The 26718-nt window shown below is 43.4% G+C and carries 22 protein-coding genes; 11 read left to right on the top strand and 11 right to left on the bottom strand.

The window, feature by feature from the left end; all coding sequences use genetic code 11:
* Positions 1 to 10: 10 nt before the first annotated feature.
* From ACU01J_RS08780 to ACU01J_RS08760, 5 genes are all read right to left on the bottom strand, one after another.
* Entirely contained in the window at positions 11 to 1342 is a 1332-nt protein-coding gene (locus ACU01J_RS08780; RefSeq protein ID WP_481084253.1) for an IS4 family transposase, read from the bottom strand.
* Between the two features lie 113 nt (positions 1343 to 1455).
* Complete coding sequence (gene modC / locus ACU01J_RS08775) at positions 1456 to 2562, bottom strand: molybdenum ABC transporter ATP-binding protein ModC (RefSeq protein WP_481085344.1); 1107 nt, start codon at positions 2560 to 2562, stop codon at positions 1456 to 1458.
* Positions 2562 to 3257 carry a molybdate ABC transporter permease subunit gene (gene modB, locus ACU01J_RS08770; protein WP_481085343.1) on the bottom strand — a complete coding sequence of 232 codons (696 nt, stop codon included), beginning with the start codon at positions 3255 to 3257 and terminating at the stop codon, positions 2562 to 2564. The genes modC and modB overlap by 1 nt, the downstream gene beginning before the upstream one ends.
* A gap of 3 nt (positions 3258 to 3260) precedes the next feature.
* The gene (gene modA / locus ACU01J_RS08765; protein WP_481085342.1) at positions 3261 to 4019 is read right to left on the bottom strand and encodes a molybdate ABC transporter substrate-binding protein; all 759 of its coding nucleotides are present in this window, start codon (positions 4017 to 4019) and stop codon (positions 3261 to 3263) included.
* Positions 4020 to 5483 (bottom strand): cobyric acid synthase, encoded by a 1464-nt coding sequence (locus ACU01J_RS08760; RefSeq protein ID WP_481085341.1) that lies wholly within the window; start codon positions 5481 to 5483, stop codon positions 4020 to 4022.
* A 173-nt stretch (positions 5484 to 5656) separates the two neighbouring features.
* Here ACU01J_RS08760 and ACU01J_RS08755 point away from each other — a divergent pair, with 173 nt between their 5' ends.
* A complete protein-coding gene (locus ACU01J_RS08755; RefSeq protein WP_481085340.1) occupies positions 5657 to 6031 on the top strand; it encodes a YgiW/YdeI family stress tolerance OB fold protein in 375 nt (124 codons plus the stop codon).
* Between the two features lie 94 nt (positions 6032 to 6125).
* The gene (locus tag ACU01J_RS08750; RefSeq protein WP_481085339.1) at positions 6126 to 6644 is read left to right on the top strand and encodes a hypothetical protein; all 519 of its coding nucleotides are present in this window, start codon (positions 6126 to 6128) and stop codon (positions 6642 to 6644) included.
* 176 nt (positions 6645 to 6820) lie between these two features.
* Here ACU01J_RS08750 and cra read toward each other — a convergent pair whose 3' ends face one another.
* Complete coding sequence (gene cra / locus ACU01J_RS08745) at positions 6821 to 7798, bottom strand: catabolite repressor/activator (RefSeq protein ID WP_481085354.1); 978 nt, start codon at positions 7796 to 7798, stop codon at positions 6821 to 6823.
* Between the two features lie 303 nt (positions 7799 to 8101).
* Between cra and fruB the strand changes: the two genes are divergently transcribed.
* From fruB to ACU01J_RS08725, 4 genes are all read left to right on the top strand, one after another.
* The gene (fruB, locus tag ACU01J_RS08740) at positions 8102 to 9238 is read left to right on the top strand and encodes a fused PTS fructose transporter subunit IIA/HPr protein (RefSeq protein WP_481085338.1); all 1137 of its coding nucleotides are present in this window, start codon (positions 8102 to 8104) and stop codon (positions 9236 to 9238) included.
* Positions 9239 to 9247: 9 nt separating this feature from the next.
* A complete protein-coding gene (pfkB, locus tag ACU01J_RS08735; RefSeq protein WP_481085337.1) occupies positions 9248 to 10216 on the top strand; it encodes a 1-phosphofructokinase in 969 nt (322 codons plus the stop codon).
* Positions 10217 to 10234: 18 nt separating this feature from the next.
* On the top strand, positions 10235 to 11977 hold the full coding sequence (gene fruA, locus ACU01J_RS08730; protein ID WP_481085336.1) for a PTS fructose transporter subunit IIBC: 1743 nt from the start codon (positions 10235 to 10237) through the stop codon (positions 11975 to 11977).
* A gap of 201 nt (positions 11978 to 12178) precedes the next feature.
* Complete coding sequence (locus ACU01J_RS08725; protein ID WP_481085335.1) at positions 12179 to 14080, top strand: sensor domain-containing diguanylate cyclase; 1902 nt, start codon at positions 12179 to 12181, stop codon at positions 14078 to 14080.
* A gap of 73 nt (positions 14081 to 14153) precedes the next feature.
* Here ACU01J_RS08725 and ACU01J_RS08720 read toward each other — a convergent pair whose 3' ends face one another.
* Positions 14154 to 17306 carry a chitinase C-terminal domain-containing protein gene (locus ACU01J_RS08720; protein ID WP_481085334.1) on the bottom strand — a complete coding sequence of 1051 codons (3153 nt, stop codon included), beginning with the start codon at positions 17304 to 17306 and terminating at the stop codon, positions 14154 to 14156.
* A gap of 391 nt (positions 17307 to 17697) precedes the next feature.
* Entirely contained in the window at positions 17698 to 18591 is an 894-nt protein-coding gene (locus tag ACU01J_RS08715) for an AraC family transcriptional regulator (protein WP_481085333.1), read from the bottom strand.
* 126 nt (positions 18592 to 18717) lie between these two features.
* On the opposite strand from ACU01J_RS08715, the gene ACU01J_RS08710 reads away from it, so the two are divergent.
* Both ACU01J_RS08710 and ACU01J_RS08705 read left to right on the top strand, forming a co-directional pair.
* Entirely contained in the window at positions 18718 to 19866 is a 1149-nt protein-coding gene (locus tag ACU01J_RS08710; protein WP_481085332.1) for an iron-containing alcohol dehydrogenase, read from the top strand.
* Positions 19867 to 19927: 61 nt separating this feature from the next.
* Positions 19928 to 20548: a lysoplasmalogenase gene (locus ACU01J_RS08705; protein WP_481085331.1), complete on the top strand. Its 621-nt coding sequence runs from the start codon at positions 19928 to 19930 to the stop codon at positions 20546 to 20548.
* Here the strand turns inward: ACU01J_RS08705 and ACU01J_RS08700 are convergent.
* A complete protein-coding gene (locus tag ACU01J_RS08700) occupies positions 20545 to 21081 on the bottom strand; it encodes a GNAT family N-acetyltransferase (RefSeq protein WP_481085330.1) in 537 nt (178 codons plus the stop codon). The two genes, ACU01J_RS08705 and ACU01J_RS08700, sit on opposite strands and share 4 nt — an antisense overlap.
* A 9-nt stretch (positions 21082 to 21090) precedes the next feature.
* The gene (torS, locus tag ACU01J_RS08695) at positions 21091 to 23973 is read right to left on the bottom strand and encodes a TMAO reductase system sensor histidine kinase/response regulator TorS (RefSeq protein ID WP_481085329.1); all 2883 of its coding nucleotides are present in this window, start codon (positions 23971 to 23973) and stop codon (positions 21091 to 21093) included.
* 80 nt (positions 23974 to 24053) lie between these two features.
* Between torS and torT the strand changes: the two genes are divergently transcribed.
* The 3 genes from torT (at position 24054) to ACU01J_RS08680 (ending at position 25999) form a co-directional block, all read left to right on the top strand.
* Positions 24054 to 25064: a TMAO reductase system periplasmic protein TorT gene (gene torT, locus ACU01J_RS08690; protein WP_481085328.1), complete on the top strand. Its 1011-nt coding sequence runs from the start codon at positions 24054 to 24056 to the stop codon at positions 25062 to 25064.
* Positions 25065 to 25077: 13 nt separating this feature from the next.
* A complete protein-coding gene (locus ACU01J_RS08685) occupies positions 25078 to 25533 on the top strand; it encodes a methylglyoxal synthase (RefSeq protein ID WP_481085327.1) in 456 nt (151 codons plus the stop codon).
* Between the two features lie 256 nt (positions 25534 to 25789).
* Positions 25790 to 25999: a hypothetical protein gene (locus ACU01J_RS08680; protein WP_481085326.1), complete on the top strand. Its 210-nt coding sequence runs from the start codon at positions 25790 to 25792 to the stop codon at positions 25997 to 25999.
* On the opposite strand, the gene ACU01J_RS08675 is transcribed toward ACU01J_RS08680, so the two are convergent.
* A complete protein-coding gene (locus ACU01J_RS08675) occupies positions 25996 to 26649 on the bottom strand; it encodes an HAD-IA family hydrolase (RefSeq protein ID WP_481085325.1) in 654 nt (217 codons plus the stop codon). The genes ACU01J_RS08680 and ACU01J_RS08675 overlap by 4 nt on opposite strands.
* Positions 26650 to 26718: the final 69 nt, after the last annotated feature.

Here is a 26718-nt window from a genome sequence, read left to right as displayed (position 1 = left end):
GTAATGCCAGTCAGTTAAGCTGACTGGCATTTTTTCTATTTGTTGCGTACTTCTTGGGTTTCAACTTCACCCATCGAGGATAACTTCTATCTTCTCTTCGAGGCGGTAAGATAAACATGGATACATGCTCTAGTAATACCTCATAGTGTTTAGGGAGCTTTCCTGGGCTTGTTAAAGGCAACGCTGCAAAGTATTGCGTCACAGCCATAGCGCTACTCGTAAAGCTCAGTTGATTTGGCCAGACGCTATCTAACCTACTTGCCGCTTTTGTCATAACCTGCCTGATAAGGTTATAGGCGAGTAAAATACCCCAGAGCTCCTGCTTAACCATATCTGGACGCTTGCTTCGCAATGTATACTCACTGTCAAGTAAGGTCTGCTTCATTTCCCGATAGCCTAATTCGATTTCCCAGCGATAACGATAGAGCTCTACGATTTCTTCGCCAGGAAAACGTAACCCATCACGCATTGATGTAAGCACCTGATACTCCTTACCTTTAATGATTTTTGAGACTAACCTTGCTTCAACTACATCAGGAAGTTCACTAAACTTCTTTCTTGCCTGAGGTGTTGTTTTAATCGCAACGATTGCATCACTCTTGCTGTACCTATGAACGACTTCATACTGGAAGTCTTTTCTCACAGGGAGCATCCAATGCCTCTCTTGGCCGACTTTGTTCCATCGGTTAAGCAGTCCCAGAGAGTAATATCCTTTGTCAAAAATAGTCAGAGAATGGTCTGGCGTTTGTTCTATGAGTTCTTCTGCAAGCCGCATTTCGTTGGTTCGATAGTCAGAGAATGCACTATCGATGAGCTGATGACTTGTAAGCTCCATCAAGCAAACCATGCGTATCTTAGGGTAAATATTTTCAGATGACTGATTACGCTGTGCTTTAAACTCTTGATGATTTTCAGGTGTATCTGCCGTTCTCCAAACGACACCATCGACAGATAGAAGATTGAGTCCACACCAAGTTTCAAACTTAGAAGATTGATAACTCTGAGCCGCCATCGTCTTAAAGACTTGTTTAACACCTTCTTCGCCTAATCTCTGCCTCGCTTGGACAACAGCACTTGGCGCAACAAAGCGCTGTTTGTCTGGTAGGACAATATCAAGTTGGTTAGCGATATCCCAAACAGATTGTTGCCGAAAAAGACTCATTCCTACAACGGACCAAAGTACTGCTTCCAAGGGTAAGCGTCTTCTTCTCACTGTTGCTACACCAGCTTTTTCAAAACCTTGCTGGATAAGCTCTGGACTAAGGATCTCAGAGTATTTGTCAAAGTGATGGAAGGTATTGCATGAGCGAAAAGTATTCGCAAGTTGGCTTTCTAAAGACATGAAAAATCCGATATTAGTTTCCTAATATCGGATTTTGAAGCCTTTTGAGGATCGGTCAAATGATCTCAAAAATTTTTCTTAACTGATCGGCATTACGCTACATGCGGCGTTTTTTAATGGGATAGAACAATATCTTTCTGGGTAACACTCACCCCTTTAATCTGAACGTAAACGCTCATACCCGCTGTGAGTTGCAATTCATCTTTCGCCCAAGCCGTCACTGTGGCATTCAAATGGCAGTTGTCAGCAAGCTTAATTTGCACTGAAACGCTCTGTCTTTCATGGCCGTGAGAGTGAGTCTCTATGTGGCTAATCGTACCTTTAAGAATGTTTCGAATAGAGGTTTGTTTGGGCTCTTCTAACATTAACGATACGTCGTTAGCCCTTACCTGTAGACGAACTGAAGAACCAATGTCACCATCAATTCTTTGTACCCAAAGCGCAATATTTTCCGCTAACTCTATTTGAGACAAAGCGTACTCTTCGTTATGACGAACCAGTTTGCCCTCAAACAGCGTACTTTGTTCAGAAAAAGATTGCCAAGGACGCATCGCTTTGGATGCCCATACTTGCTCTATAGGCCCCGCTATAGCCACTTTGCCCCTTTCAATAATCACTAAGTGGTCAGCAAGTCTAAGCACCTCATTTAAGCTATGGGAAACGTAAATAATGGGGATTTCGACTTGCAGAGCGAGCTGTTCAAGAAAAGGCATCACCTCTCTCTTGCGCGGTAAGTCCAATGAAGCTAACGGCTCATCCATCAAGAGGATATCTGGCTTAGATAGTAGCGCACGACCAATAGCAACGCGCTGCTTCTCTCCACCGGATAGTTGATTCGGGTAACGGTCTAAGAGCGGTTTTAACGCTAATAAACTTGTAATTTCCTCGAAATGCTGCTCATCGTTAGCCTTTACTCCGTAGGTCAAATTACGTTTCACTTTGTAGTGAGGGAATAACCGAGCATCTTGAAACACATAACCAACGCTTCGTTTATACGTTGGGATATCGACATTTCGATTTGAATCGAAAAGTGTAGCCTTGTTTATTTTAATGATGCCAGAACTTGGCTGGCTCAAACCAGCGATGACATTGATTAACGATGTTTTTCCGGCTCCTGAACGGCCAAATACAGCGGTAATCCCTTTCTCGGGCAGTTGTAGGTCAATATCAAAATCAAGCTCACCGAGACGTTGTTGATATTGAATGGTTAGATGACTCATTAAGCGCCCCCTAAACGACGAGCCGTAACTCGACTCAATTGTTCAGAAGCAACTAGAGACCCCAAAGCAATAACGATAGAGATAATACATAGGCGCATTGCTTCCGCTTCAGATCCAGGAGTCTCGATAAAGTTGTACATCGCGAGCGGGATAGTTTGAGTCTCACCAGGAATGTTAGACACAAAACTGATAGTCGCACCAAATTCGCCAAGGCTACGCGCGAAAGCCAGCATGGTGCCGGTAATAATTCCAGGAACAGTCAGTGGCAGAGTGATCGTAAAAAATATCTTAATTGGCGATGCGCCAAGCGTCGCAGCAGCTTGCTCCAACTTGATATCTACCGATTCTAAGCTCAAACGAATAGAGCGCACCATCAGTGGCAGTGCCACAACAATACAGGCTAATACTGCACCTTTCCAACTGAATGAGAATACAACGCCAAAATATTGGTAAAGCCACTCACCAAGGAACCCTTGGCGGCCCATAGAAATCAGTAGCAAATAGCCGACAACAACAGGAGGAAGCACGAGAGGCAAATGGATCAAGCTGTCGATGAAGCTTTTGCCATAAAACTCCTTACGAGCTAACAGAAAAGCCAACCCAATTCCTATAGGGATAAGCCAAACAATCGCATAAAAGGCAACTTTAAGGCTCAGTATCAATGCTTGATGTTCGTACTCGGTCAATATATCCATTGGTTATTGTGTACCTTGATTAAAACCGTACTTTTTCAGTATTTCTTGCCCTGCCTTTGAATGGACAAATTGGGTAAAGCCGACCGTTGAAGGCTTACTGTTGATCATAGCCATCGGGTAAATAATAGCATCATGGCTTGCTTGAGGGAGTCGAGCTACAATTTGGACGTTTGAGCTTGATAAGGCATCCGTCTTGTAAACGATGCCAAGTGGCGTTTCTTTTCGCTCAACGAGTGTTAAAGCAATTCTAACGTTCTTTGTCGGGGCTAACTGCCGCTTAAGCTGTGACCAAACGTTAAGTGATTCTAGCGATTGCTTTGCATATATCCCCGCCGGAACTGCATTGGTCTGCCCTATAGCCAAACGTTGGCCATTTAATGCCGATGACCAAGAAGTTGCGTTAAAAACATCAAGCTCTAGTGCTTCGGGTGCAATAATAACAAGCTCATTGCTTGCTATATAGGTGACACTGTCACTACTAATGAGGTTTTTATCGACCAAATAGTTCATCCATTTAGTATTTGCAGCGATAAACACATCTACGGGAGCGCCTTGCTCTACCTGCCTTGCTAATGAAGAGGTGCCGCCATATACAGTGGTAATTTTAACCTGACTTTTTCTCTCATAAACATCGACTAATTCATTAACAGCATTCGTCATAGAAGACGCCGCATAAACTCGAAGTTGTTCTTGCGCAGATAATGATGAGCAAAATAGCAGCGCAGCCGTACCAATAATATGGCGAAGTTTGGTTGTTTTCATTTAGTCTTTTAACTGTGGCCAAAGAACATCGAGGCTGAGATGGCTTTCTATTGCATCTGCTATGCGGTCGATGGCTTGTTGCTGATTGGTTTGATGATCAATTTGAGCGATGTTATCAACCCCTGCCCAGCGACAAATATCACTAACCGCAGCAGGAGTATCGAAGATACCATGTAAATAGGTACCAAACACCTGATTACAGTCACTAATTGCCCCATCCGGTTGACCGGAGTTCAAATAAACCGGCGATTTTGCTTTCACCTCAGAGATTCCAGCATGAATTTCATAGCCGCGTACAGGGATATCTGAACCATTTAGATTGAGTTGACCTGTTACATTAGTCAGGGTTTTATTAGGTTTAAGTTCGGTTTCTACATTTAAATAACCAAGCCCGATAGTGGAGCCTGCCTCACCTTCAATACCTTCTGGATCATGAATCGCCTGTCCTAACATTTGATAGCCACCACAGATACCCATCACCTTACCGCCATAACGCAAATGACGTTGGATGTCTTGATCCCATTTTTGGCTGCGGAGGTAGTTTAAGTCACTTCTGACTGCTTTAGAGCCTGGGAGTATAACCAGATCGACGTTTTTTATACGTTCACCATTACCAACATACTGCAAATCGATATCTGGATTAACTCGCAGTGAATCAAAGTCTGTGTGATTGCTGATTCTTGGAAATACGGGAACGGCGACTCTTAACTTGGTTTCTTCTCCGATAAGTTGCTGAGCGTTAATTGCATCTTCAGCTTCGAGATCAAAGCCATGAAGGTATGGTAGAACGCCAATGACTGGCTTCCCTGTTTTTGCTTCTAACCAATCGAGTCCCGCTTGTAAAAGTGTGATGTCGCCTCTAAAGCGGTTGATGACGAAGCCTTTTACGCGCTGTTGCTCACTCTCCGATAAAAGGGCTAGAGTTCCGTAGAGGTGGGCAAAGACGCCGCCTCGATCAATATCTGCCACAATAATCACAGGAACATCGGCCTCTTCAGCAAAACCCATGTTGGCGATATCATTTTCACGTAGGTTGATCTCTGCTGGGCTACCTGCACCTTCAATCATTACCGTGTCGTATTGGCTTTGTAAGATCTTAAAGGATTCCATAACGACAGGAAGCGCTATTTTTTTATACGATTGGTAGCCAATAGCGTCAACGGTCGTGGTCGCCTTACCTTGAAAGATAACTTGCGCGCCCATGTCCGTATGAGGTTTTAGCAATACTGGATTCATATGGACACTTGATTCAATATTGCATGCAAGAGCTTGAACAGCTTGAGCTCGCCCTATTTCACCACCGTCTGCGGTGACTGCACTATTGAGAGCCATATTTTGCGGTTTAAATGGGGCGACATTTACCCCCTTTCTCGTTAGCACACGGCATAATCCTGCCACTAAAACACTTTTCCCGGCATCAGATGTGGTGCCCTGCACCATTAATGCTTTTAACGTCGACTGCATTCCGTTTCAAACTCAATAAACATTTGTTCTGCTTGCCATAATAGCGGTTTTTATAGCCATGACTCAACAAGATGAATCGAATATGAACTTTGTCCTCAGTATCGATTCAACTTCACTTTGTTTTAATAGCCTCATAGAAACAAACGCTACCGAATAAAACAGAGGAAACACCCGTGAAAAAAGTAATTTTAGCGACTGCTGCAACTCTTATCCTAGCTCCAACATTGGCGATGGCTAAAGACGACAACAGAAGCCACCAGTCGGCGCTCCAATATACTGGCCCAGTTGAAGTAGTGACAGTCGACTCACTGCTGAAAGACATAAGTATGTTTACTGAAAAAGACGTTGTTGTTGAAGGTGTACTTGTGCGTCAACTTAAAGGCGATACATTTATCTTCTCCGATGGTAAAGGAGAGATTCAAGTTGAGCTAGATGATGATATCCACATGACTCAACCTATTGACCACACAACGAAAGTACGTTTATTTGGTGAGTATGAAGGTGGAAATACCCCGGAAATTGAAGTAGATCGTATCCAATTATTATAAATCGCCTGAATTAGTCTTACGATTACGTTATTATTGGCTTGCTTATTGCAAGCCATTTTTATAACTACATTTTAATGTTAGTCGGAGACTACTTTTGAAAAAAATCATCTTGGCCAGTGCCTTAGCAATTGCAGGCATCAGCGGAAATGCTCAAGCAAACAATTTTAACTACAACTACTTTGAAGTGCGTACCGCCATTGGTCCAGAAATGACAGGGGCTGAATTTAGTACACTCTTTACTGATAACTCCCACTTCATCGTACGTGTAGACAGCCAGTTTGACAGCGATTACGACTTAGCGGGCGGTATTGGTTTTAATGGCCCAGTAAACCAATTTGTAGACGTATATGGTCAGCTTCTCATACACCAAGTTAAGCTTACCGAAGAAGCCGGTGGTGATAGCAATACTCAAGCAGAGTTCAACATTGGTCTAAGAGCTTGGCTGACGAACCAAGTAGAAGCAACCGGACGACTTGGTCGTAACGACGATTCTTCCGTTTTCCATGCAGGTGTTCGATTCCATTCAACTGAACAACTGTCGCTTTCTGCAGAAACACGTAACAACGGTCTATACGGCCCTCAAGTTACAATGTCGGTACGTTTTCAATACTAAATATTTTCGGCTACTCATATTTGATCGACACTCTTCTTTTATAGTTGAAAAATGTTTGTATATTGGTAGGACGACCCTTGCTAGTAAAGAACATTGTCAAACAAGCCATTTAGCTTAGCTAAAATAATTGAGGCCCTGACTAGAAATAGCTAGGGCCCTATTTTTATTGAAATCAATTAACGAACGACGATTTTTCGCGGGATAAGCTCGACACCAGTCTGGTAGCGTTTCGACGCCGCATTAAGCGCTAGCGCTATTGCACTGTCAGCGATAAGCTCAAACTGCTGAGGCAATGAGTTGATTTTCATCGGCAGAAAATCTAACAGTCTATTATCACCGAATGTCGCAATTTTGATTTTTCCTGCCAACTCAGGGCGTGCCAGAAGCACATCAAGCACCCCTTCTAGTAGCGTGTAAGAGGTGGTAACAATAGCATCAGGCACGGTATCACTGGCTACCCATTGTTCGAGTACGCGCTTGCCCTCACTGCGGTTAAAGTGATCGCCATAGCCAATTATTGACGTAATTGCGTGGTTCTTAGCAGCAGAAGCGAAGCCAAGTTCACGTTCCTTTGAGATGTTTAGCTCTGGTAATGCTCCAATAAGCCCAACCGAAATGACGCTGTCACTAATTACAGATGAAGTCAGTTCAAATGCACCACCAAAATCTTCACTGATAACGCAGCAAAAGTGCTCATCATCTAAAGGACGGTCTAGAGCAATCACTGGAGTGCCACTATTTTGAAGGTTTACGTAATAGTCGCTGGCCTCGGGGATCACACTCGCTACGAATAACGCATCAACTTTACGACTGACCAGCGCACGCACTACGTTTTTCTCTGTTTCTGGATCATCATCCGAACACGCAATGAGTATTTGATAACCCGCTGAACGCGAGTTTTGCTCTAGCAGTTTGGCTAAACGCGCGTAACTGGTGTTTTCTAAGTCAGGAATAATTAGTCCAAAAGAACGGCTATGCCCTGCTCGTAACGTACTTGCGGCTAGATCCGGACGGTAATTATGCTCTTCTACAACAGCCATGACCTTGCGCTGAGTCTTTTCACTTATGCGGTATTTCTGCGCTTTACCGTTAATCACGTAACTCGCTGTGGTTTTTGAAACACCCGCTAGTTGGGCAATTTCATCAAGTGTCATATCACTAACCTCTTTATTGTGCGCTGGATCATAATCCGCCACTTACGATCTTTGACTGAGTTGAATTATATGCTGAAACGATTCAGTATTAAAGCTGAAAGGATTCAGCAAAACTAATAGAGTGATAAGAATCACCTATTTGTTTCATCTTTCCACCCGACAAGAGCGTTTTAATTGGGGGAATGCTGAATCCCTAATTTATTGTCTTTTTGCTGAATCGATTCAGTATCGTTCGGCAAATGAGTTCAAAGCGGATTACCGACTGTGTAATCAGTGTGTTTTTAGAAAGCTGGAGAAGCCACCATGCTTAAGTTGTCCACTAGCGATATTACGCTTGCACAAACTGCAAATGACAAATACGACGCAATTCGTAACATTGCGCGTAGCCTTACCAATAACGAACTGGTCGATGAAGGCTATGTTGAAGGAATGCTCAATCGTGAAAAGCAAAACTCTACCTTTTTAGGCAATGGTATTGCTATTCCTCACGGAACAATTGAAACCCGACCTTTAGTGCAAAAAACAGGTGTTGCAGTCCACCATTACCCTAATGGCGTCGACTGGGGTGACGGTAATACTGTTTATGTTGCGATTGGTATCGCTGCGAAGTCTGATGAACACCTCGGCATTTTGAAGCAATTGACCAAAGTATTGTCTGCTGATGGCATAGAACAAGCGCTGAAATCAGCAAAGTCCGAGAATGAAATTGCTGCCCTACTACTTGGTGAAACGCAACTTGAAGCCGACCTTGACGCTTCGCTTATTCAATTAAACTTTCCGGCAAGCGATATGTTACAAATGGGCGCTGTTGCATCTGGTTTACTGAAAAACACTGGCTGCGCTGGTAGTGCTTTTGTTGCGGATATCGTGACGAAAACACCGACTCATTTGGGTAAAGGCTTATGGCTTGTCGGCAGTGACAAAGATGTGACTCGTACAGGCGTTTCATTTGTCTCAACTGCCAATGACTGTTCACTTCAAGACACACCAGTTCGTGCTTTGATTGCATTTGCTGCGTGCAATAGCTCACACAATTCGATTTTGCAAAATCTGTCATCAATCGTGTTTGAGAACAAGCAAGACACGTTGATGAACTCATCAGCTGAGCAAATTATTGCCCTGTTAAATGGTGAAACAGTGAGTGAACAGAGCCAAGAAAACGGCGAGAACAAAGCAATATTCACGATTAAAAACGCGCACGGTCTTCATGCGCGACCTGGTGCAATGCTCGTTGCAGAAGCGAAGAAGTTTGATTCGACTATTCGCGTTGCCAACTTAAATGGTGATGGTAAAGAAGTAAACGCTAAAAGCTTGATGAAGGTGATCGCGCTAGGTGTCAAGCATGGACATCAACTCCAATTCAGTGCGGATGGCGAAGATGCTGCAATGGCACTTGAGTCGATCGGTGTTGCTATCGCATCTGGCTTAGGCGAAAACTAAGGGTATCTCATGACTAAAACAAATAAAGTTGTCACAGTAACACTGAATCCGGCACTCGATTTAACCGGCTCTATCGAAATGTTAAGCACTGGATCGGTTAACTTAGTTTCTTCGAGCAACCTACATGCAGCGGGCAAAGGCGTCAATGTTGCCAAGGTGCTCAGTGAATTAGGTGCAAATGTTACGGTCACAGGTTTTTTGGGCAAAGAAAACCCAGAGCTATTCTATCAGTTATTCGATCAAATCGGTGTAACCGATCATTTTGTTGAAGTTGCGGGTGCGACGCGTATCAACGTCAAGCTTGTTGAAAAAAATGAGCAAGTAACGGATATCAATTTCCCTGGCGTGACCGTGTCACAGAATGATATCGCACGCTTTGAAGAGACGTTGTACGCGCTTGCTGAAGATCATGAGTTCTTTGTCTTTGCCGGCAGCCTACCGGGTGGCGTATCTCCTGAACTATGTGCTTCGTGGATTTCAGAGTTGCGTAAACGCGGCAAAAAAGTGTTGTTTGACAGTAGCAAAGCTGCGCTACGTGCGGGCATCGATGCTCAGCCATGGTTAATTAAGCCAAATGATGAAGAGCTTAGCGATTTCATCGGAACCAACCTCTCATCAGCAGAGGAATGTAAATCTGCTGCCCAAAGCTTAAGTAGTAAAGGTATCGACAACATCGTGGTATCGATGGGCAAAGAAGGCGTTATGTGGCTTCATGAGGGTGAATGGATTTCAGCCCAACCGCCAAAAATGAAAGTCGTGAGTACCGTTGGTGCCGGAGACACATTAGTTGCAGGGCTTTGCTGGGGTCACATGCAAGAGTTACCAAAAGAATCATTAATTCGCTTCGCCACTGCACTATCAGCACTTGCTGTTAGTCAAGTTGGTGTGGGCCTAACCAGCCAACAAGAGCTGGATGAGATTAAGAGCAAGACACAAGTTCAAGCTCTTGACTTCGCAACAACTCATATCGAGAACTAAGGAACAAAGGTTACCATTATGAAATTAGCAATCATTACTGCGTGCCCTAGTGGCGTAGCCAATAGCATCTTAGCAGCCGGTCTATTAGAACAAGCCGCTAAATCACTAAGCTGGGACGCGAAAATTGAGTGTCAATCATCAGTCATGGACTCTGCAGTCCTTAGTACTGGAGAGATCGACCAAGCCGATATTGTTATCATTGCGGCAGATAAAACTATCGATACTAGCCGTTTCGTTGGCAAAAAAGTGTACGCGGCTTCAATCGAAAAAGTGGCGGAAGATTCGAAGGCTTTCCTGCAGCACGCGGTTGAACATGCTAGCCTGCTAGAAACATCAGACGTACAAGTTGAGACTACTCAAGCTCAAGGCACTGGTGAACTGAAGAAAATTGTCGCGATTACTGCTTGCCCTACAGGGGTTGCCCACACGTTTATGGCTGCAGAAGCACTTGAAGAAGAAGGCAAGAAACGAGGCCACCAAATTAAGGTTGAGACTCGTGGCTCGGTGGGTGCTAAAAACCAGCTTACTGACCAAGAAATCGCTGATGCAGATCTTGTTATCATTGCAGCAGATATCGAAGTGCCACTCGACCGCTTCGACGGCAAAAAAATGTATCGTACTAAGACAGGTCCAGCACTCAAAAAGACATCTGAAGAGATGGATAACGCTTTCGCTCAAGCCACTGAATATAATCACAGCGGTGCGGCGAGTTCAAATACCACAGATGATAAAAAAGGCGCATATAAACACCTAATGACCGGTGTTTCGCACATGCTACCTGTCGTTGTTGCAGGCGGTCTAATCATCGCCCTCTCTTTCGTGTTTGGTATTGAAGCCTTTAAAGAAGAAGGTACACTTGCCGCAGCATTAATGACGATTGGTGGTGGTTCGGCTTTTGCTTTGATGATTCCTGTTCTCGCAGGTTACATAGCATTCTCTATTGCTGACCGTCCGGGTTTAGCTCCTGGTCTAGTTGGCGGCATGCTTGCTAGTTCAACTGGTGCTGGCTTCTTAGGCGGTATTGCAGCGGGCTTCATTGCTGGTTATGCCGCTAAGTTCCTTGCTGACAAAGTGTCGCTACCACAATCAATGGAAGCACTCAAACCAATCCTGATCATCCCTTTTGTAGCCACGTTATTCACTGGTTTAGTGATGATTTATGTTGTTGGTGGCCCAGTGTCGGGTGTGATGAACGCATTGACAGACTTCTTAAATAACATGGGGTCTGACAGTGCAGTTCTTCTAGGTCTATTGCTTGGCGCTATGATGTGTTTTGACTTAGGTGGTCCAGTAAACAAAGCAGCATACGCGTTTGGTGTTGGCCTGCTAGCATCGCAAACTTACGCGCCGATGGCGGCAATCATGGCTGCGGGCATGGTCCCCGCTCTTGGTATGGGCCTAGCGACATTCATTGCTAAGAACAAGTTCGAGAAGAGTGAACAGGAAGCAGGCAAAGCTTCGTTTGTTCTTGGCCTATGTTTCATTTCTGAAGGTGCTATCCCATTTGCAGCGAAAGACCCTATGCGTGTAATCCCAGCATGTATGGCAGGCGGCGCGCTAACAGGTGCGTTATCTATGCTATTTGGTGCGAAACTTATGGCACCACACGGTGGCCTGTTCGTCTTACTTATTCCAAATGCCATTACCCCGGTCTTCATGTATCTGGTTGCAATTGCTGCTGGTACAGCGGTGACAGGCTTCAGTTATGCATTCCTTAAAAGTAAGTCAAAAGCCAATGACGTTGCAGCATCAGCACTTTAGTTGGTAACCCCCTTTAATATCAAAAGCACCTGCCATAGGTGCTTTTTTGTTTCCCCAATACCAAACAATTAATCAGTATGGTAAATGAGCATAGAAGATGTCATACTAAATAGCCATATACTCAATCAGGCTCACAGTAAATCGTAAAGAATACGAGTATAGTCAGCCGCTACTGATCAATTTGAAGTTTACACCGACATAATGCGCCAACGCAGTTCCAAATTTGCACTCCAATCACTCGCCGTATTTAGCGTATTAGCGTTAGTGCCATTTTTGTATTTCTTTAATCAGCTCTCCGTGATTGATTTTAAAACAGAATCAAGTATTGAACAGCAAAACCGTAATAAACTCGAATATTCAAAAGTTGAATTACAGTCTTCATTGGACAAAATGTCTGCTTCACTGAGATATCTTTCCCACAACAACATACTGCTGCAAGCGGTAACAAACCCATCAGCAGAAAATATTGGAGCACTAGAGGATTTCTGGGTTCTGATCGCACGCACTCAAGGTTATTACTCTCAACTTAGATTTATTGATATTGAGGGAAATGAGATAGTCCGAATTAATAGTGGTGATAATTTCATCGAAATTGTTGAAGAAGAGTATCTGCAAAATAATCGTGATAGAGACTATTTCAAGTACGCGAAAAACTTAGGAGATCGCGAAGTCGGTACATTTGGCATCGACCTAGAGCAAGAAAATGGTGAGTTGGTCTACCCGTTAACTCCTACCTATCGTGTTATCTACCCTATTTCATTTGATGGTCAACGCTTAGGTTATTTTGTCGCCAACCTAGATATTGTCAGAATATATAACAAAATTGCTTACAGACATCGCGCGGTCAATTTGCCAAATGTCGCTACTGAAGATGGTTATTACTTAATGACACCAAATGGCAAGGATATTATGGGGCATTTGGTATCCGAAAATCAGGAAAAGAACATTTCTAAACAATATCCAGCTCTTTGGGCTCGCATTCAACTTAGTGACTCCGGAACGGTAAAAGACAAGGACGGTTGGCTTTCATACGCCAAAACCCAACTGAATAATGTTGATAAAATCAGCAATATGATTTTATTTTTAAAGACTGATTTTTCTCAAGCAAATGCATTCGCTCAAAATGAAAGAAAAGAATTATATCAACAAGCGATTTTTATTTTAATCATATTAATCCTACTGACTTTCACTTTTGTTACTTGGAACTATAACCACGAGAAAAACAGTTTAGATAGTAAAATTGCTCGCGCCGCTATGAACGGCATGTCTGCGATAGTCATTACGGATCGTAACAATCGTATTGTCCAAGTTAATGAAGAATTCACTCGTGTAAGCGGATTTGAACTGGAAGATGTCAAAGGTCAAAGGCCTTCACTGTTTTCGTCTGGTAAACACTCGCAAGAATTCTACTTGAATATGTGGAAGCAATTGCAAAACACAGGTTTTTGGGAAGGTGAAGTCATCAATAAGCGTCGAGATGGTTCACTTATTACGCAGATACTGCGTATTCAAACAGTCAAACACAACAGTGACACCATTCAATTTTACGTCGCTTCATTTGTCGATATTTCACATCGGAAAAAGCTTGAAAATCGCCTGCGCGACTTAAGTGAGAAAGACTCGATGACATCGCTTTGGAACCGTCGCAAGTTTGACTCTGAAATGCACACCCACTCCGCACGTGCTAAACGTTATAAAAACCAAGCAGAAACCGTCCTAGCTCTAATCGATATCGACCATTTCAAGCGTGTTAATGACCGTTACGGGCATGACAAAGGAGACGCTGTAATTAGACAAGTAGCAAGGTCGATTGAAAATCAGTTAAGGGAAACCGATCTAGTAGCACGAATTGGTGGTGAAGAGTTTGCACTTATTCTTCCTCATACTGAGCTAAGAGAAGCTGAAGTCGTGTTGAATCGAATTCGTATTGCGGTAAATTTGGAAAGCGACCTAAACATCACTATCAGTGTCGGCCTTACTGAAATTTGTTCAAACCAAGATGAAGCTTATAAGCGTGCAGATATTGCGCTCTATGAATCAAAATCCTTAGGACGTGATACGGTGTCTATTCTGTCGATGAGTGAAAACCATTCTATTGCGTAACAGTATTCGAATTAGACAAAAAGGCCTTGGTGATGTCCAAGGCCTTTTTATTATTGTGAAGCTACAAGTTTAATCATTGTGGACAAGAAACTTCATCCCAGAACCAATTTGATTGAGTTGGTGTCTCCCAACTTCCTGGGCTGTTCTTAGCGACAAAACATTTAGAATCGTAGCTGTAAGTCTCTCCGTTTACTGCTTGAGTAACGCCTGGTTCCCAAGCCGTAACAGTGCCAGAACCGGTATTTCCGCCAGTATCTCCTCCGTTACCACCAGTATCACCGCCATTACCTGCCGATAAATCAGCTAAAGGTAAGTCTGGCTGTTCGAACTTAAATGCGTAATCCACCCCGTTAATATTCACGGTGTAGTTAGCTGGACCAGAGATAGGTAGGTAATACACCATGTCTAACTCATAAGTGCCACCAGCAGGCAGATCTTTCCAACTTGGTAAGCTGAACGCTACGCGGTGCATTGTTCCTTCTAGTCCACCGATATTGTTAGCTTTGGTGTGCCCAGAGGCAATAACGGTAAGTCCACCACCCGATTGATCTTTCGCATTGTCTGGCGCCGATACTGGAATATCAAATTGGAACTCAGTACCACCTGGAATTGCTTGACCGCTATTGTTAGTGAACGTCACTTTAGGGTTAATCGGATAGTTCTGATCACCAACTTTAAAGCCGCCAATTGAAACGGAGATATCAACTGCTTCAGATGGGATTGCACCAGTCGCAATCTTATTGCCATAAGGGGTTGCAGACTTAAACTTATCATAGATAGCTTTGGTCATAGTATTACCCATATGGTATTCACCAGTACCAGATTTACATGCCTGCTCGCTAACATCGACGTTCGTACGCTGACCGTTTGCATCGAGTTCATAACAGTTGTAGTCACCCGCTAGCTCCCAGAACATGATACCGCCGATCTCTTTATCAATAACATAATCCGCTTTTACGCTGACAGAGGCTTCATCTTCTGTTGATAAGAATACGCTTTTTTCTGCATTCCATAGCCATGGAGCTACTGCTACACTGTCGAAGTTACGCTGGTACGTGCCGACGAGTCGATCTGCAGGATCATTGACAGGATCAAGGTTATATGCGGCGCTGTAGCTGCCCAAAATACCATTTTCAAGGTTTTTCGCATGCCACATTGGCCCTGAACCCGCACCCATTTCGTTGCCGTCAGGGTCTAGGTCGTGCCACATATTGTCAATACCAAGCGCACCGTTACCACAGTTGTTCTTTTCGCCCTCACCTGTGCCTTCTGCACATTGAGTTTGATCTGGTAGCGCTGCACGTCCCCAAAGGCCATTTGTACCACCAGTGACACCTTGCCAACCGCGGGTATAGTAAGGCACACCAATGTTGATACGACCAGCTGGCATAGAACCACGGAAATAATGGTAAGCCCAGTCAGTGTTAAGGTAACCAATACCACCATAAGCTGCAGTGCCATATACATTCCACTGGACTAGCTCTGAATCTTCACCAGTGTCAAACAGCGCAGCGTTGTGACCAACGTGATCATTCCAAGCGCCGTGTAAGTCGTAAGACATGATGTTTACGTAATCAAGATACTTAGTGACATCAAATGTTTCCATACCTCGTAGTAAGTAACCTGATGAAGGTGCTGCAATGGTTAGCATGTAGTGAACGCCATCTTGAGCTGAAGCTGCATCAAGTTTTTCACGTAGTACTTTCATCAACTCTTGGTACGATGCCCATAGATAAGGGCGGCGTGGTTCCATAAATGCCTTGTCATAAGGATTACCAGCACCAGCCATTGAAGTTGGATATTCGTAGTCAATATCAAGACCATCGAATTTATACGTACGCATCATTTCAACCGCAGATGCCGCAAATTTCTCGATACCGGCGTGATTAATAGAGCCATCGTCATTCGTGGTCATTGTGTAGAAACCACCATCTGCGACTCGGTTTCCATCAGTACCAAAGTGGCCTCCTGTTTCTGCCCAGCCGCCGATAGAGATTAGAGTCTTAACACCGTAGCGTTCTTTATAGGTTGCTAGTGCACCGAAATGCCCTTTAAAGCCTAGGTTAGGATCAATATCTACCCCAGCCCACTCTTTACCTGTAGCTGCGTTGTTAGGGTCGTTAACGTCACCAAAGTTCACCTTACCGTCGGGACCGATACCCACAAACGCATAGTTAATATGAGTCAATTGTTCCCAAGGGATGTCTTTAACTAGGTAAGCAGCTTGAGGATCATCACCTGCACGCCAACTTGTAAAGTAACCAATCACGCGTCGAGGGTGATCCGCTCCCATTAACTCGCGGCCCTCTTCGTCATAGGTTGTACAATAAGGCACATCTACGCCCTGAGTTTGATAGAGACCATCTGGACGACATGTCGCTACTATAGGCGCGCTGTTTACTTGTAGAGAAGAAGATGCAGAGTTGGTTGTCGCGCCTAAGTTATCCGTCGCTTTTGCGTAGACAGCTAAGTTACCTGATTGAGTTGTTGTGTAATCGAGCGTGTAAGGCGCAGTGGCAACCGTGCCAACTAGCGTGCCCGCTACATAGAAGTCCACTTTTTCGACTGTTCCATCGCTATCGTCAGCAATCGCGCTTAGCGTTACTACACTACCTAGATCGACTGTTGATGCAGACAGATTAATATCAACCGTCGGTGCAATGTTGTCTGGATTCGCTGAGCTGACAACAACATGGACGTCACTATTTACACTTTGCCCACCTTTATCATCGTATGCGACGGCCGTAATCTTGTGGTTTCCTGGTGTTGCAGTCCAAATGGCAGAATATGGTGCTGATGCACTCTGAGCTATTACCGCACCATTAAGTAAGAATTCAACTTTGGTGACAGTTCCGTCAGTATCTGCAGCGTCTGCAGAAAGTGTTACTACATCACCTTCTGCAATTGTATCTGTCGCTGCAGGAGAAGTAATCGTCGCGCTAGGAAGCTCATTGCCGCCATTGATATCACAACTGCCAATTTCTTTCCATGGTCCCCATTCACTTGCGGTTTGAGCAGGGTCATTGTCTTGAGTCCAATGGTTAGCTTGGTAAGCCTTATCAAGGTATTGAACTTGATCACCGGAATTGTAAACCGTTGTCGATTCCCAGTTATCTAACGTCGAACAATCAACAGCCGCATAGCTATTGAATGCCATCAAGCACGATGCGCTAAGAGTACTTAGCGTAAAGGCTCTTTTTTTCGCATTCCTTTTTGATAGATGCATATTGCGTTATCCTTAAGTTATTGTTTACAAGTAATAAAAGTGGAATTAAGATCACCACGAACTTAAATTACTCAGTGAAATAACATTAGATAACAGCCGCAAAAAGACACGTTTAAAATCGTTAGAGTTCAAATTCACTCGCAAACCAAAGTGTCACATTTGCAACAATGAGACGCTTATTTTGCATCAATAACTAATAAATGATGTATTTTACTTATAAAAAATAAGCCCCTCCACCGAATCGATGAAGAGGCTTAGCTAGAAGATTGACTAGATCTCCTATAGGGGTATTTTGAGCTTTGCTCTTATTTCCTCTAGTATTACTTAAAGAATTTTCAAAAAAAACTGCAAACTTGTAAAATCCAGTTTCCTCTTTTAACAAGTTTTGTCGTTACCCCTCAGCTGTTGTATTAATTTCAGTCGGCGTTTGATTAAAATGGCGCTTAAATTCGCGAGAAAACTGTGACGTACTATTGTAACCAACACTCCTTGCCGCTACGCCTACCCTGACTCCCTCTAGTTGAATTAGCTCCCGCGCTTTGTTTAATCTCACCTTCTTCATGTACTGGATTGGGGATTCAAGAGTTACATCTCGAAAAGCTTGATGAAATGCAGATACGCTCATGTTCGCTTGTTGAGCTAGGTGCTGAACGGTAACTGTTTCCTGGTAGTTGTTATGTAAAAACTCTAACGCTTTTGCGACACGCGCATAATGACCATCATGTCGCGCGAGATCGAACAATACTTGCCCTTCTGAACTCATCAATGCTCGATAGGCCAACTCTTCCATTAAGCTATCAGCTAAAACTTCCACTTCTATCGGACAACACAATGCTTTCATTATGCGCTTGCAAACATCGAGCATTCCATCATCCATTTTAACGGCGCCTAAGCCTGTTCCTACACAGCGTTCGTCATGTGGTTTATAACAATGCAGTGATTCCAGTTTGTTGACGAGTCGATGAAGAACTTGCGGGTCAATACTGATACTCAAACCAAGCAAAGGCTCTCCATTATCAGGAAAAGACTCACATTCCAGTGGCATTGGCACACCAACAACTAAGTAGTCTTCTGAACCATATTTAACAGGCTTATCCCCTAAGTAGATATTTTTATGCCCTTGTCCCAAAACAATCACACCAGACTGATAAACAAACGGCTGGCGGCTATTTCCCTTACTGCTTCGATAGAAAAAGACGCCTTCAATTTTAGTCTTGGAAATCCCTTCAAGGTTATGGAGTTGGTTTAACTCAACGTATTGCTGCATTAAATGAGCTAACGACATTAGCACTCCTCGAAATGTAGTAATAGGCAATAATATTGGAGAAATTGACCTTTTATGATCATAAAGTCAAGACTAATATGCACAATACGAACTCAGCATGTATAACACAGAACTGAAAGGTACCCTATGAAATTTACCTATGTAAACCCTACCCAAATCCAATTCGGTCAGGGACAGATTCAAAGCATTAATTCGATTATTCCTCAAGGTAGCAAGGTTATCGTGATTTACGGCGGTGGCTCAATCAAACGCAACGGTGTTTACGACCAAGTGAGCGCAGCACTTAAAGGCTACGATTGGGTTGAGTTTTCTGGTGTAGAACCAAACCCTACCAAAGAAACTTTAGATAAAGCAGTTTCAATCGTAAAAGAAAAAGCAATCGACTTCATTTTAGCTGTTGGTGGCGGTTCAGTGATTGACGGTTCTAAGTACGTTGCTGCTGCTTCTCATTACGAAGGCGATGGCTGGGATATTATGATCGGTAAGCACCCTGTTTCATCAGCAGTTCCGTTGGGTGCCATTCTGACCCTACCAGCAACCGGTTCTGAGTCAAATATGGGCGCTGTTATTACTAAGGCAGAAACTCACGACAAACTTCCATTCATGACGCCGCACGTACAACCAAAGTTTGCCGTTATGGATCCTGATGTAATGAAAACGCTACCTGAGCGTCAACTTGTTAATGGTATCGTCGATGCTTGGGTTCACGTATGTGAGCAATATTTGACGAATGTTCACGGCGCAATGGTGCAAGATGGCTACGCTGAAGCATTACTAAAAAATCTTAAGCAACTGGGCGAAGAGTTTGAAAATCGTGACAATGACGCATGGCGCGCAAACCTTATGTGGAATGCCAACCAAGCTCTGAACGGCCTAATTGGCTCTGGGGTTCCTCACGACTGGGCAACGCATATGATTGGTCATGAATTTACTGCCCTTTGGGGTGTTGATCACGCGCGTTCACTTGCTATTGTTCAGCCGTCACTACTTCGTAATCAATTCGCAGTGAAAAGAGCCAAGCTTGAGCAAATGGGTAAAAACGTGTTTGGACTTGCAGATTCAGATACCCTTGCAGAGCAAACAATCGAAGCGATTGAAACATTCTACCAATCACTTGGCGTTACAACTCAGTTCAACGAATACCAAGGCAGTAAAGACGAGGCTGTTGAAGCGGTAGTTACACAATTAGAGCAGCATGGAATGGTAGCATTAGGTGAAAATCAAGCGATTACTCTAGACCAAAGTCGCAATATTCTAGCAAGCGCTATTGCTTAACAGATCGCCAATCATTACTCTAAAAAAGCAGCACTTGCTGCTTTTTTTCAGAGAAGGTTTTATGTGGATTGCGATATGCCTGATATGTTTTGTTCATATCTGTAGTATTGATAGAAAAAATAGAACCATTTTCTATCTTACTAAAGCAACTCCTATCCTTATAATGGCCTATCTCGTTTTCTCTTTCGAAGGTCATTCGAATCAAACTTACGCACTTCTAATCGGATCGGGGTTACTGCTTTCTAGCATTGGTGATCTCTTCTTGATGCACCCTAAAGACAAGTTCATTCAAGGCTTGGGCGCTTTTTTTCTCGCCCATATCGTCTATTCCATGGCATTTTTTAACGAGATAAGTAGCTTTAGCTTTACAACATTGAGCTTGCTACTTGCGATTGGTGTGATTGTCTATTTGTTTCTCTTACCGACTCTCGGAGAGATGAAATACCCCGTTGCCGTTTACTCACTCGCTATTCTATCAATGGCTTGGGGGGCAATCGAGTTGTGGTCTGCCTCTCCTTATATTAGCGCCGCATACGGAGCGCTCGGTGCGATTGTATTTATCGTGTCAGATTTAGTGTTAGCCATCGACAGATTTCGTAGTAGCTCTGCTTTCTCACGACACGTGATTATGGTGACCTACTACACCGCACAAGCGCTTCTTACTCTATCGGTACTGAGTTAGCACTGAGGCTCTTCTACATGGTAGCGATAAATAAGGTCGTCATAATAATGCTCGCCTATCTTGTACGCATCTTTCTCACGTTCCGCTAAAGAAAAGCCTGCTTTTTCAAGCACTTTACATGAGGCTATGTTGCCATCAGTTACGATCGCGTTAACTGTATCAATCGGGAAACTCATGGTCATGTAGTCGATGAGCCCAATCAGTGATTCAGTGCCGTACCCTTTGCCATGAAACTCAGGAAGGAGTAGATACCCCACTTCTATATGGCGGTCATTTTGCTCTGAAATACATAAGCCTGTGACGCCAATAGATTTTCCAGTCGATTTTTCACTAATCACTAAACATAGCCAGTGATTACTTGGCCAAGACCATTTTGGTAAACGTAATTCAAAACGTTCACGAATCACTGCGGCAGACGGTTTATCAAAAGCATATCGAATGACTTCATCATCCTGGTGTAAACGTTCGAATAACGCCCAATCTGATTCGGAGATTTGGCACATATTCAATTGACTAGTTTCAATTACGTACATTAAATCTCTCTAATCTAATAGTTCGTTTAAGGCTTGTTTTGACTGCTGGACCACTTGGGTTAACGCCTGCTTGTTAGCAATATAACACGTTAATGGTGCACTATCTTTTTCAATAAGTAGGCAGACATCGAACAGAGCATTGAGTCCCATACTTCCAGCAGAACCTTTGAGTTTATGTGCAAGCTGCTTCACTCCGTTGTTATCTTGGGTATTTTCCAGCAGCTCAAGAATCTCATCGGCACCTTGATTAAACAAGTGGCCGATGTCTCGCATTTTCTGTTTGCCTAATACTTCCATGTCTGTATTGATGATTTTACTATCGATGATTGCTCTCTGTTCCATCTCACGATCAACTCCACGTTCATAACATTCGGCTTGCTCAAGAATAAGCTCTTGTCCATCTAAGCTATTTTGCACGATGACACGCAATGCATCTTTATCTAGGGGCTTAGGTAAATAGCCATCAAAACCTGCAGCAAGATAGCTTTGTACTTCTTCATTATATACATGAGCAGATACCGCGATCATCGGCGTTGGTGTCATACCTAGCTCAACTTGTTGTTTGAGCTCTGCAAGTAACTCAATGCCATCGCAATCTGGCAAGTTTATATCCATTAAGACAATGTCGAAGCGTTGCTCTTTAAACACCTTCTTCGCTTGCTTGCCATCGATAGCAGTGTGGACTGTATGCCCCATGCTTTCTAAGAACCCTTCTGCAACCATGCAGTTTACCGGATTATCTTCGATCAGCAGAACCTTAGCTTTGAGTTTACATTCCGAGACAGTTTCTGACTCTTCTACGGCTTGACCTGTAGCTAACGGAATCGAGAACCAAAAGCGACTTCCTTCACCCACATGCGATTCTACCGATAGTTTACCGTTCATTGCTTCAACAATGCGTTTACTGATCGCTAAACCGAGTCCAGTTCCTCCTTTAGAACTCACGCCGCCGGAAGCCTGAGTAAAGGCATCAAACAGTGTCACTTGCTCTTGCTCGCTGATCCCCACACCACTGTCTGATACTTCAAATAAAACGTGGCCGTCACAATCTGGGTCGAGCGACACATAGATATCGACATAGCCCTGTTCGGTAAACTTAATCGCATTACCAACCAAATTATTAAGGACTTGGCTGATACGAGTGACATCACCATGCCAAAACTTCTCAACATCACTTTCAATCGTACAAGAGAGTTCTAATGATTTCTCTTTTGCTCGCCCATCGAGCAGATGCTTAGTGTCGTCGACCATAGAATATAGGTTAAAGTCGACAGGTCGTATTTCTAAATGGCCAGCTTCTATTTTGGAGTAATCAAGCACGTCGTTTAGGATTGCCAGTAGTGTCGTGCCACTGCGGTTTATCACATCAACGTAATAACCTTGCTTACTGTCTAAGCCTGCATCTTTAAGTAGTCTTGCCGTTCCGAGCACACCATTCATCGGCGTACGTATTTCATGACTCATTGTGGCTAAGAATGCCGATTTAGCACGGCTTGCTTGTTCTGCGAGAGAACGAGCTCTAGCGTGATTTTCAACTTCTTCATTAAGTCTTACGTTAGCGTCTTGAAGTTGGTGAGTTCGCTCAGCAACCAGCTCTTCTAGGTGCTCCTTATGCTCTTGTAACTCACGTTTTGCCTTGACTTCACTTTCCGCTACGACCTTTAACGCGTGGGCGGTGTTGCGCGCCGTAATAATAGCCTGCCCCATGTGCGCTAACTCGTCGTTACCTTTTACGGTTACGTCGACTTGAAGTTGGCCTTTAGCAATAGACAATAGCGCTGATGAATATTCCGCCAAACGCTTAAGTACTGATACATAAACGACTTTCCAAACGATCAACACAACGATCACCATACCTAGCACGGTAATAATCTTCAGGGTGAGCTGCGCATAGTCTAAGGTGGTTTTTAGCTCTGATACGGCAACGGTTGTGGCGGCATTAGATTCATCAACCAGTTTATTTACTGTGGTATTTAGAGCTGAAAATTGATCTAGGGTGTTTTTCATTAACTGCTGAGCTAACGTTTCATTTTCATAACGCTGCAGTAAAACATCAAACACCACTTCTCTTTGCTCAAGTTGCTTAAGTAGATCGACCATTTGAATCGAACGAGTCGGATCTTCTACAGCTTGTACGCGACGTTTCATAATAGAAAGATTATTCACAAATTCTTGGCGAATCGTTTTGATTCGGTCGATGTCTGAAACGGTGCGCGTTTCTTCAATGTGATTGAGAAGCTTAAACGCCAATAGATGCAGCTCATGGAGACGTTCCGAAAGGTCGAGATCGACTTCTACCAAGGTATCAAGTGCTTTGTACGCCTGCTGAATCTTTTGCTTGGACAATAAGTCGTAGATGTGGGTAACGTTAGCGACAGCAATTGTCGAAGTGTTAGAAACCTGAGTGCGGGTAAGCTGCTCAAGTTCCTGTGCCAACTTACGTAACTCTTCTGTACGAACAATCAATTCTTGATCTAGAAATAGACGCTTTTCGACCGTAATCCCCAACTTGGCAATCGTATCGATAACAACCTGAAGATCAGTTTCTAGCTTTTTTAGTAGAGCGGAGTCAAAAGAGTCAGAACCAAGCTGTTTAATATGCGTCAGTAAAGACTCTAACTGGGCGAATAACTCCTGCCCGGCTTGTTGGCGCTGCTTTTCAGTTTTAGCATTGGAAAGGACCTGCACTGAAGAAATGATCCGAGATGAAAGCGCAGAGACCTGACGAGCCTCAATCATGGAAGGAATCGCTGAATTAACGACGTTGCGCTCTGTTTTAGCCACAAAGCTAAAACCAAACACTCCAATAAGAGCAGAAATCAAAACCAGTAAGGCCATTGCCAAAAATGCAAACAACAACTTACGCCCAATACTAGCTTTAGCAAGTAACACGATGAATCTTCGCTTCTTTAGTCATCTATAATGCGGTATATTTTGCAGTGTTTATAGGGCCTTTACCAACGAAATACTGCATGTCTTTGATCTCCGCTATTAAAAAGCGAGCTACAACCTTAAGTGCTGTGCCACTGATTGCTTTTACAAATCTGGCTCAAGCGCAAGAACCGCTACGAATCTGTGGAATCTACCCTCATCTAAAAGACTCATACTGGTTGTCTGTCAACTACGGCATGGTTGACGAAGCTAAAAAGCAAAACGTCGATTTAAGAGTACTTGAAGCCGGCGGTTACCTTAATCTCGAAAAGCAGAGACAGCATTTGTCTCTATGTGTTCGTTGGAACGCTGATGCGATTATTTTGGGCACGGTTGCTCCCGATCTATTTTATGACTCACTACGCCAGTACGTTGGCAGCACACCAATTTTTGCTACGGTTAACAAACTCTTAGTCGATGATGCGAATAAAGCCAATCTTAAAGGTGAAGTTGGCGTCGATTGGTACTGGATGGGTTACTACACAGGCGAATATTTAAAATCTAAACACCCTAAAGGTTCAGGCATTGCAAACGTATCGCTTTTACCAGGACCAAAATCGAGTGGTGGTACTAAGCCGGTCATTGAAGGTTTTTACGCCGCAATTCAAGACAGTGATATTAATGTCACTGAAACATTGTGGGCAGACAACGACAAGGAGTTACAGCGTAACCTGGTTCAATCCGCTATCGACAACCCTGATATAGATTACATTGTGGGTAGTGCCGTCGCTATTGAAGCGGCGATAAGCGAACTGCGTAGCGCAGGAAAAACTAACGAAATAGGCTTAGTCTCTACCTACTTAAGTCACGGCGTCTATCGTGGTTTGTTACGTGATCGGGTTGAATTCGCTCCTACCGATAAAATGGTTTTACAAGGTCGCTTATCAATTCAACAAGCAGTTAGCTATTTACGCGGTGAGCCGTATGAAAAAATAATGGCTCCAATCATTGAGCCTCTTACACCACACAAATTGAATCCAAAGGTGATTGACCAATCGCTCTCCCCTTCGGAATATCGGCCAACTTTTTACGTCTATAACGAAAACAAATAATTAGGAAGTCTAAATGGAAAAAACGACTCGTACTCTACCGGAAAATAAACACATCGCTTTAGTTGCACACGACAACTGTAAGCCAGAGTTACTTCGCTGGGTTAAAGAGAACAAAGAAAAACTACAGGGGCACTTTCTTTACGCAACAGGCACTACAGGCTCAATGCTGAGTAAAGAAACTGGATTAGCGATTAAAAGTATGATCAGCGGTCCGATGGGAGGCGACCAACAGCTTGGGGCTTTGATTTCTGAAGGTAAAATTGATGTACTTATTTTCTTCTGGGATCCTTTAAACGCGGTACCACACGACCCTGATGTTAAGGCACTGCTGCGTATCGCGAGTGTGTGGAACATTCCAGTGGCCACCAACCGCGCTACGGCTAGGTTCATTATCGAGTCAGATCTGATTGAGCAAAAAGTGGATATTGAAATTCCAGATTACGAAGCTTACTTAGCGAATCGTACTTAAATTATTCAGATATAGAAAAGCCTGCAAATATTCAGGCTTTTTATTACGAGTTGATGGTCTAAAGAACTCTGAATTTTAAAGTTTGAATACTGGTATTATATGAATTGCTTCTCAAAACTTTGCAATTAATCTAGCAGACGGGCTGTCTTATGGGGAATTAGACTAAAATAGAATTGTAACGACAAAGGTATGTAGTTAACCTGTGAAAATAATAAAAAACAACGTTAAAGTCACTTTCGCTGCTCGGAGAACCTTTATGACATCAGAACATACCGACCATGATGTACTTTGTTGCCCACTTTGCGGTAGCGAAGAGTATTTATTATCTAGCAACGACAAAATGTTATGCGCAGAGTGCGGGTCATTCTTTGAAGACATCAAGTCAATCATCATCACCCAACCTGTTATACCGCATATTACAGCCTGTAGAGAAATCTCCCCACTACTATCACTATCGATGCATTAAGCCTCTAAAACTGTCTGTAATTCTCTAAGATTTTGAATTTTAAGTAAGTCCAATTTGTGACTTTTGTTGTTCAAACCGACCAAATGGACAGTTTTCACACCGGCTCGAACACCAGCTTCAAGACCTTTGGGCGTATCATCAATGTAGACGCACTCTTGTAGCTTGAATCCCATATTCATTGCGCTATAAAGAATTAAATCCGGCTCAGGCTTCCAACTGTTGGTATCAAAAGCAGAAAAAATTTTGCCTTTAAAGAACGGTAATAGTCCGGTGAGCTCAAGGCATCTTTCAATTTTATGGCTCGGAGCATTCGACGCAACGCAGTATTCAACCCCAGCTTCTTTAAGGAACTCAAGTATTTCGAATACACCATCCATAGGTTCTAGTTGCTCTTCAAAAAGAGCGTCAAGTATTTCTCGGTAAACGGGTTCAAGTTTATCAATAGAAACGTCGATGCCTAAACGATGTTTGGTGCTAGAAAGGATATCAGCAAGCTTACCACCTTCAAAGTGGCTAACCGCCTCTTCCATTGAAAGTGTGCTTCCAAAACGGTCGAAGGTCTCGCACAATGCTTGGCAGCAAAGTCTCTCACTATCGACAAGCGTGCCATCACAATCAAAGATCACACATTGAGCATTTGTCTTAGTCATTCAAATTACCTTCTTAATTTGCATTAAGAAATAATAAAAAAAAACGCTGCAATTAAAATGATGGAGTTA

The sequence above is a fragment of the Vibrio sp. 2433-A1 genome, assembly GCF_056726085.1.
The sequence above is the reverse complement of the archived record's forward strand: the minus strand, read 5'-3'. Positions and strand labels throughout refer to the sequence as shown.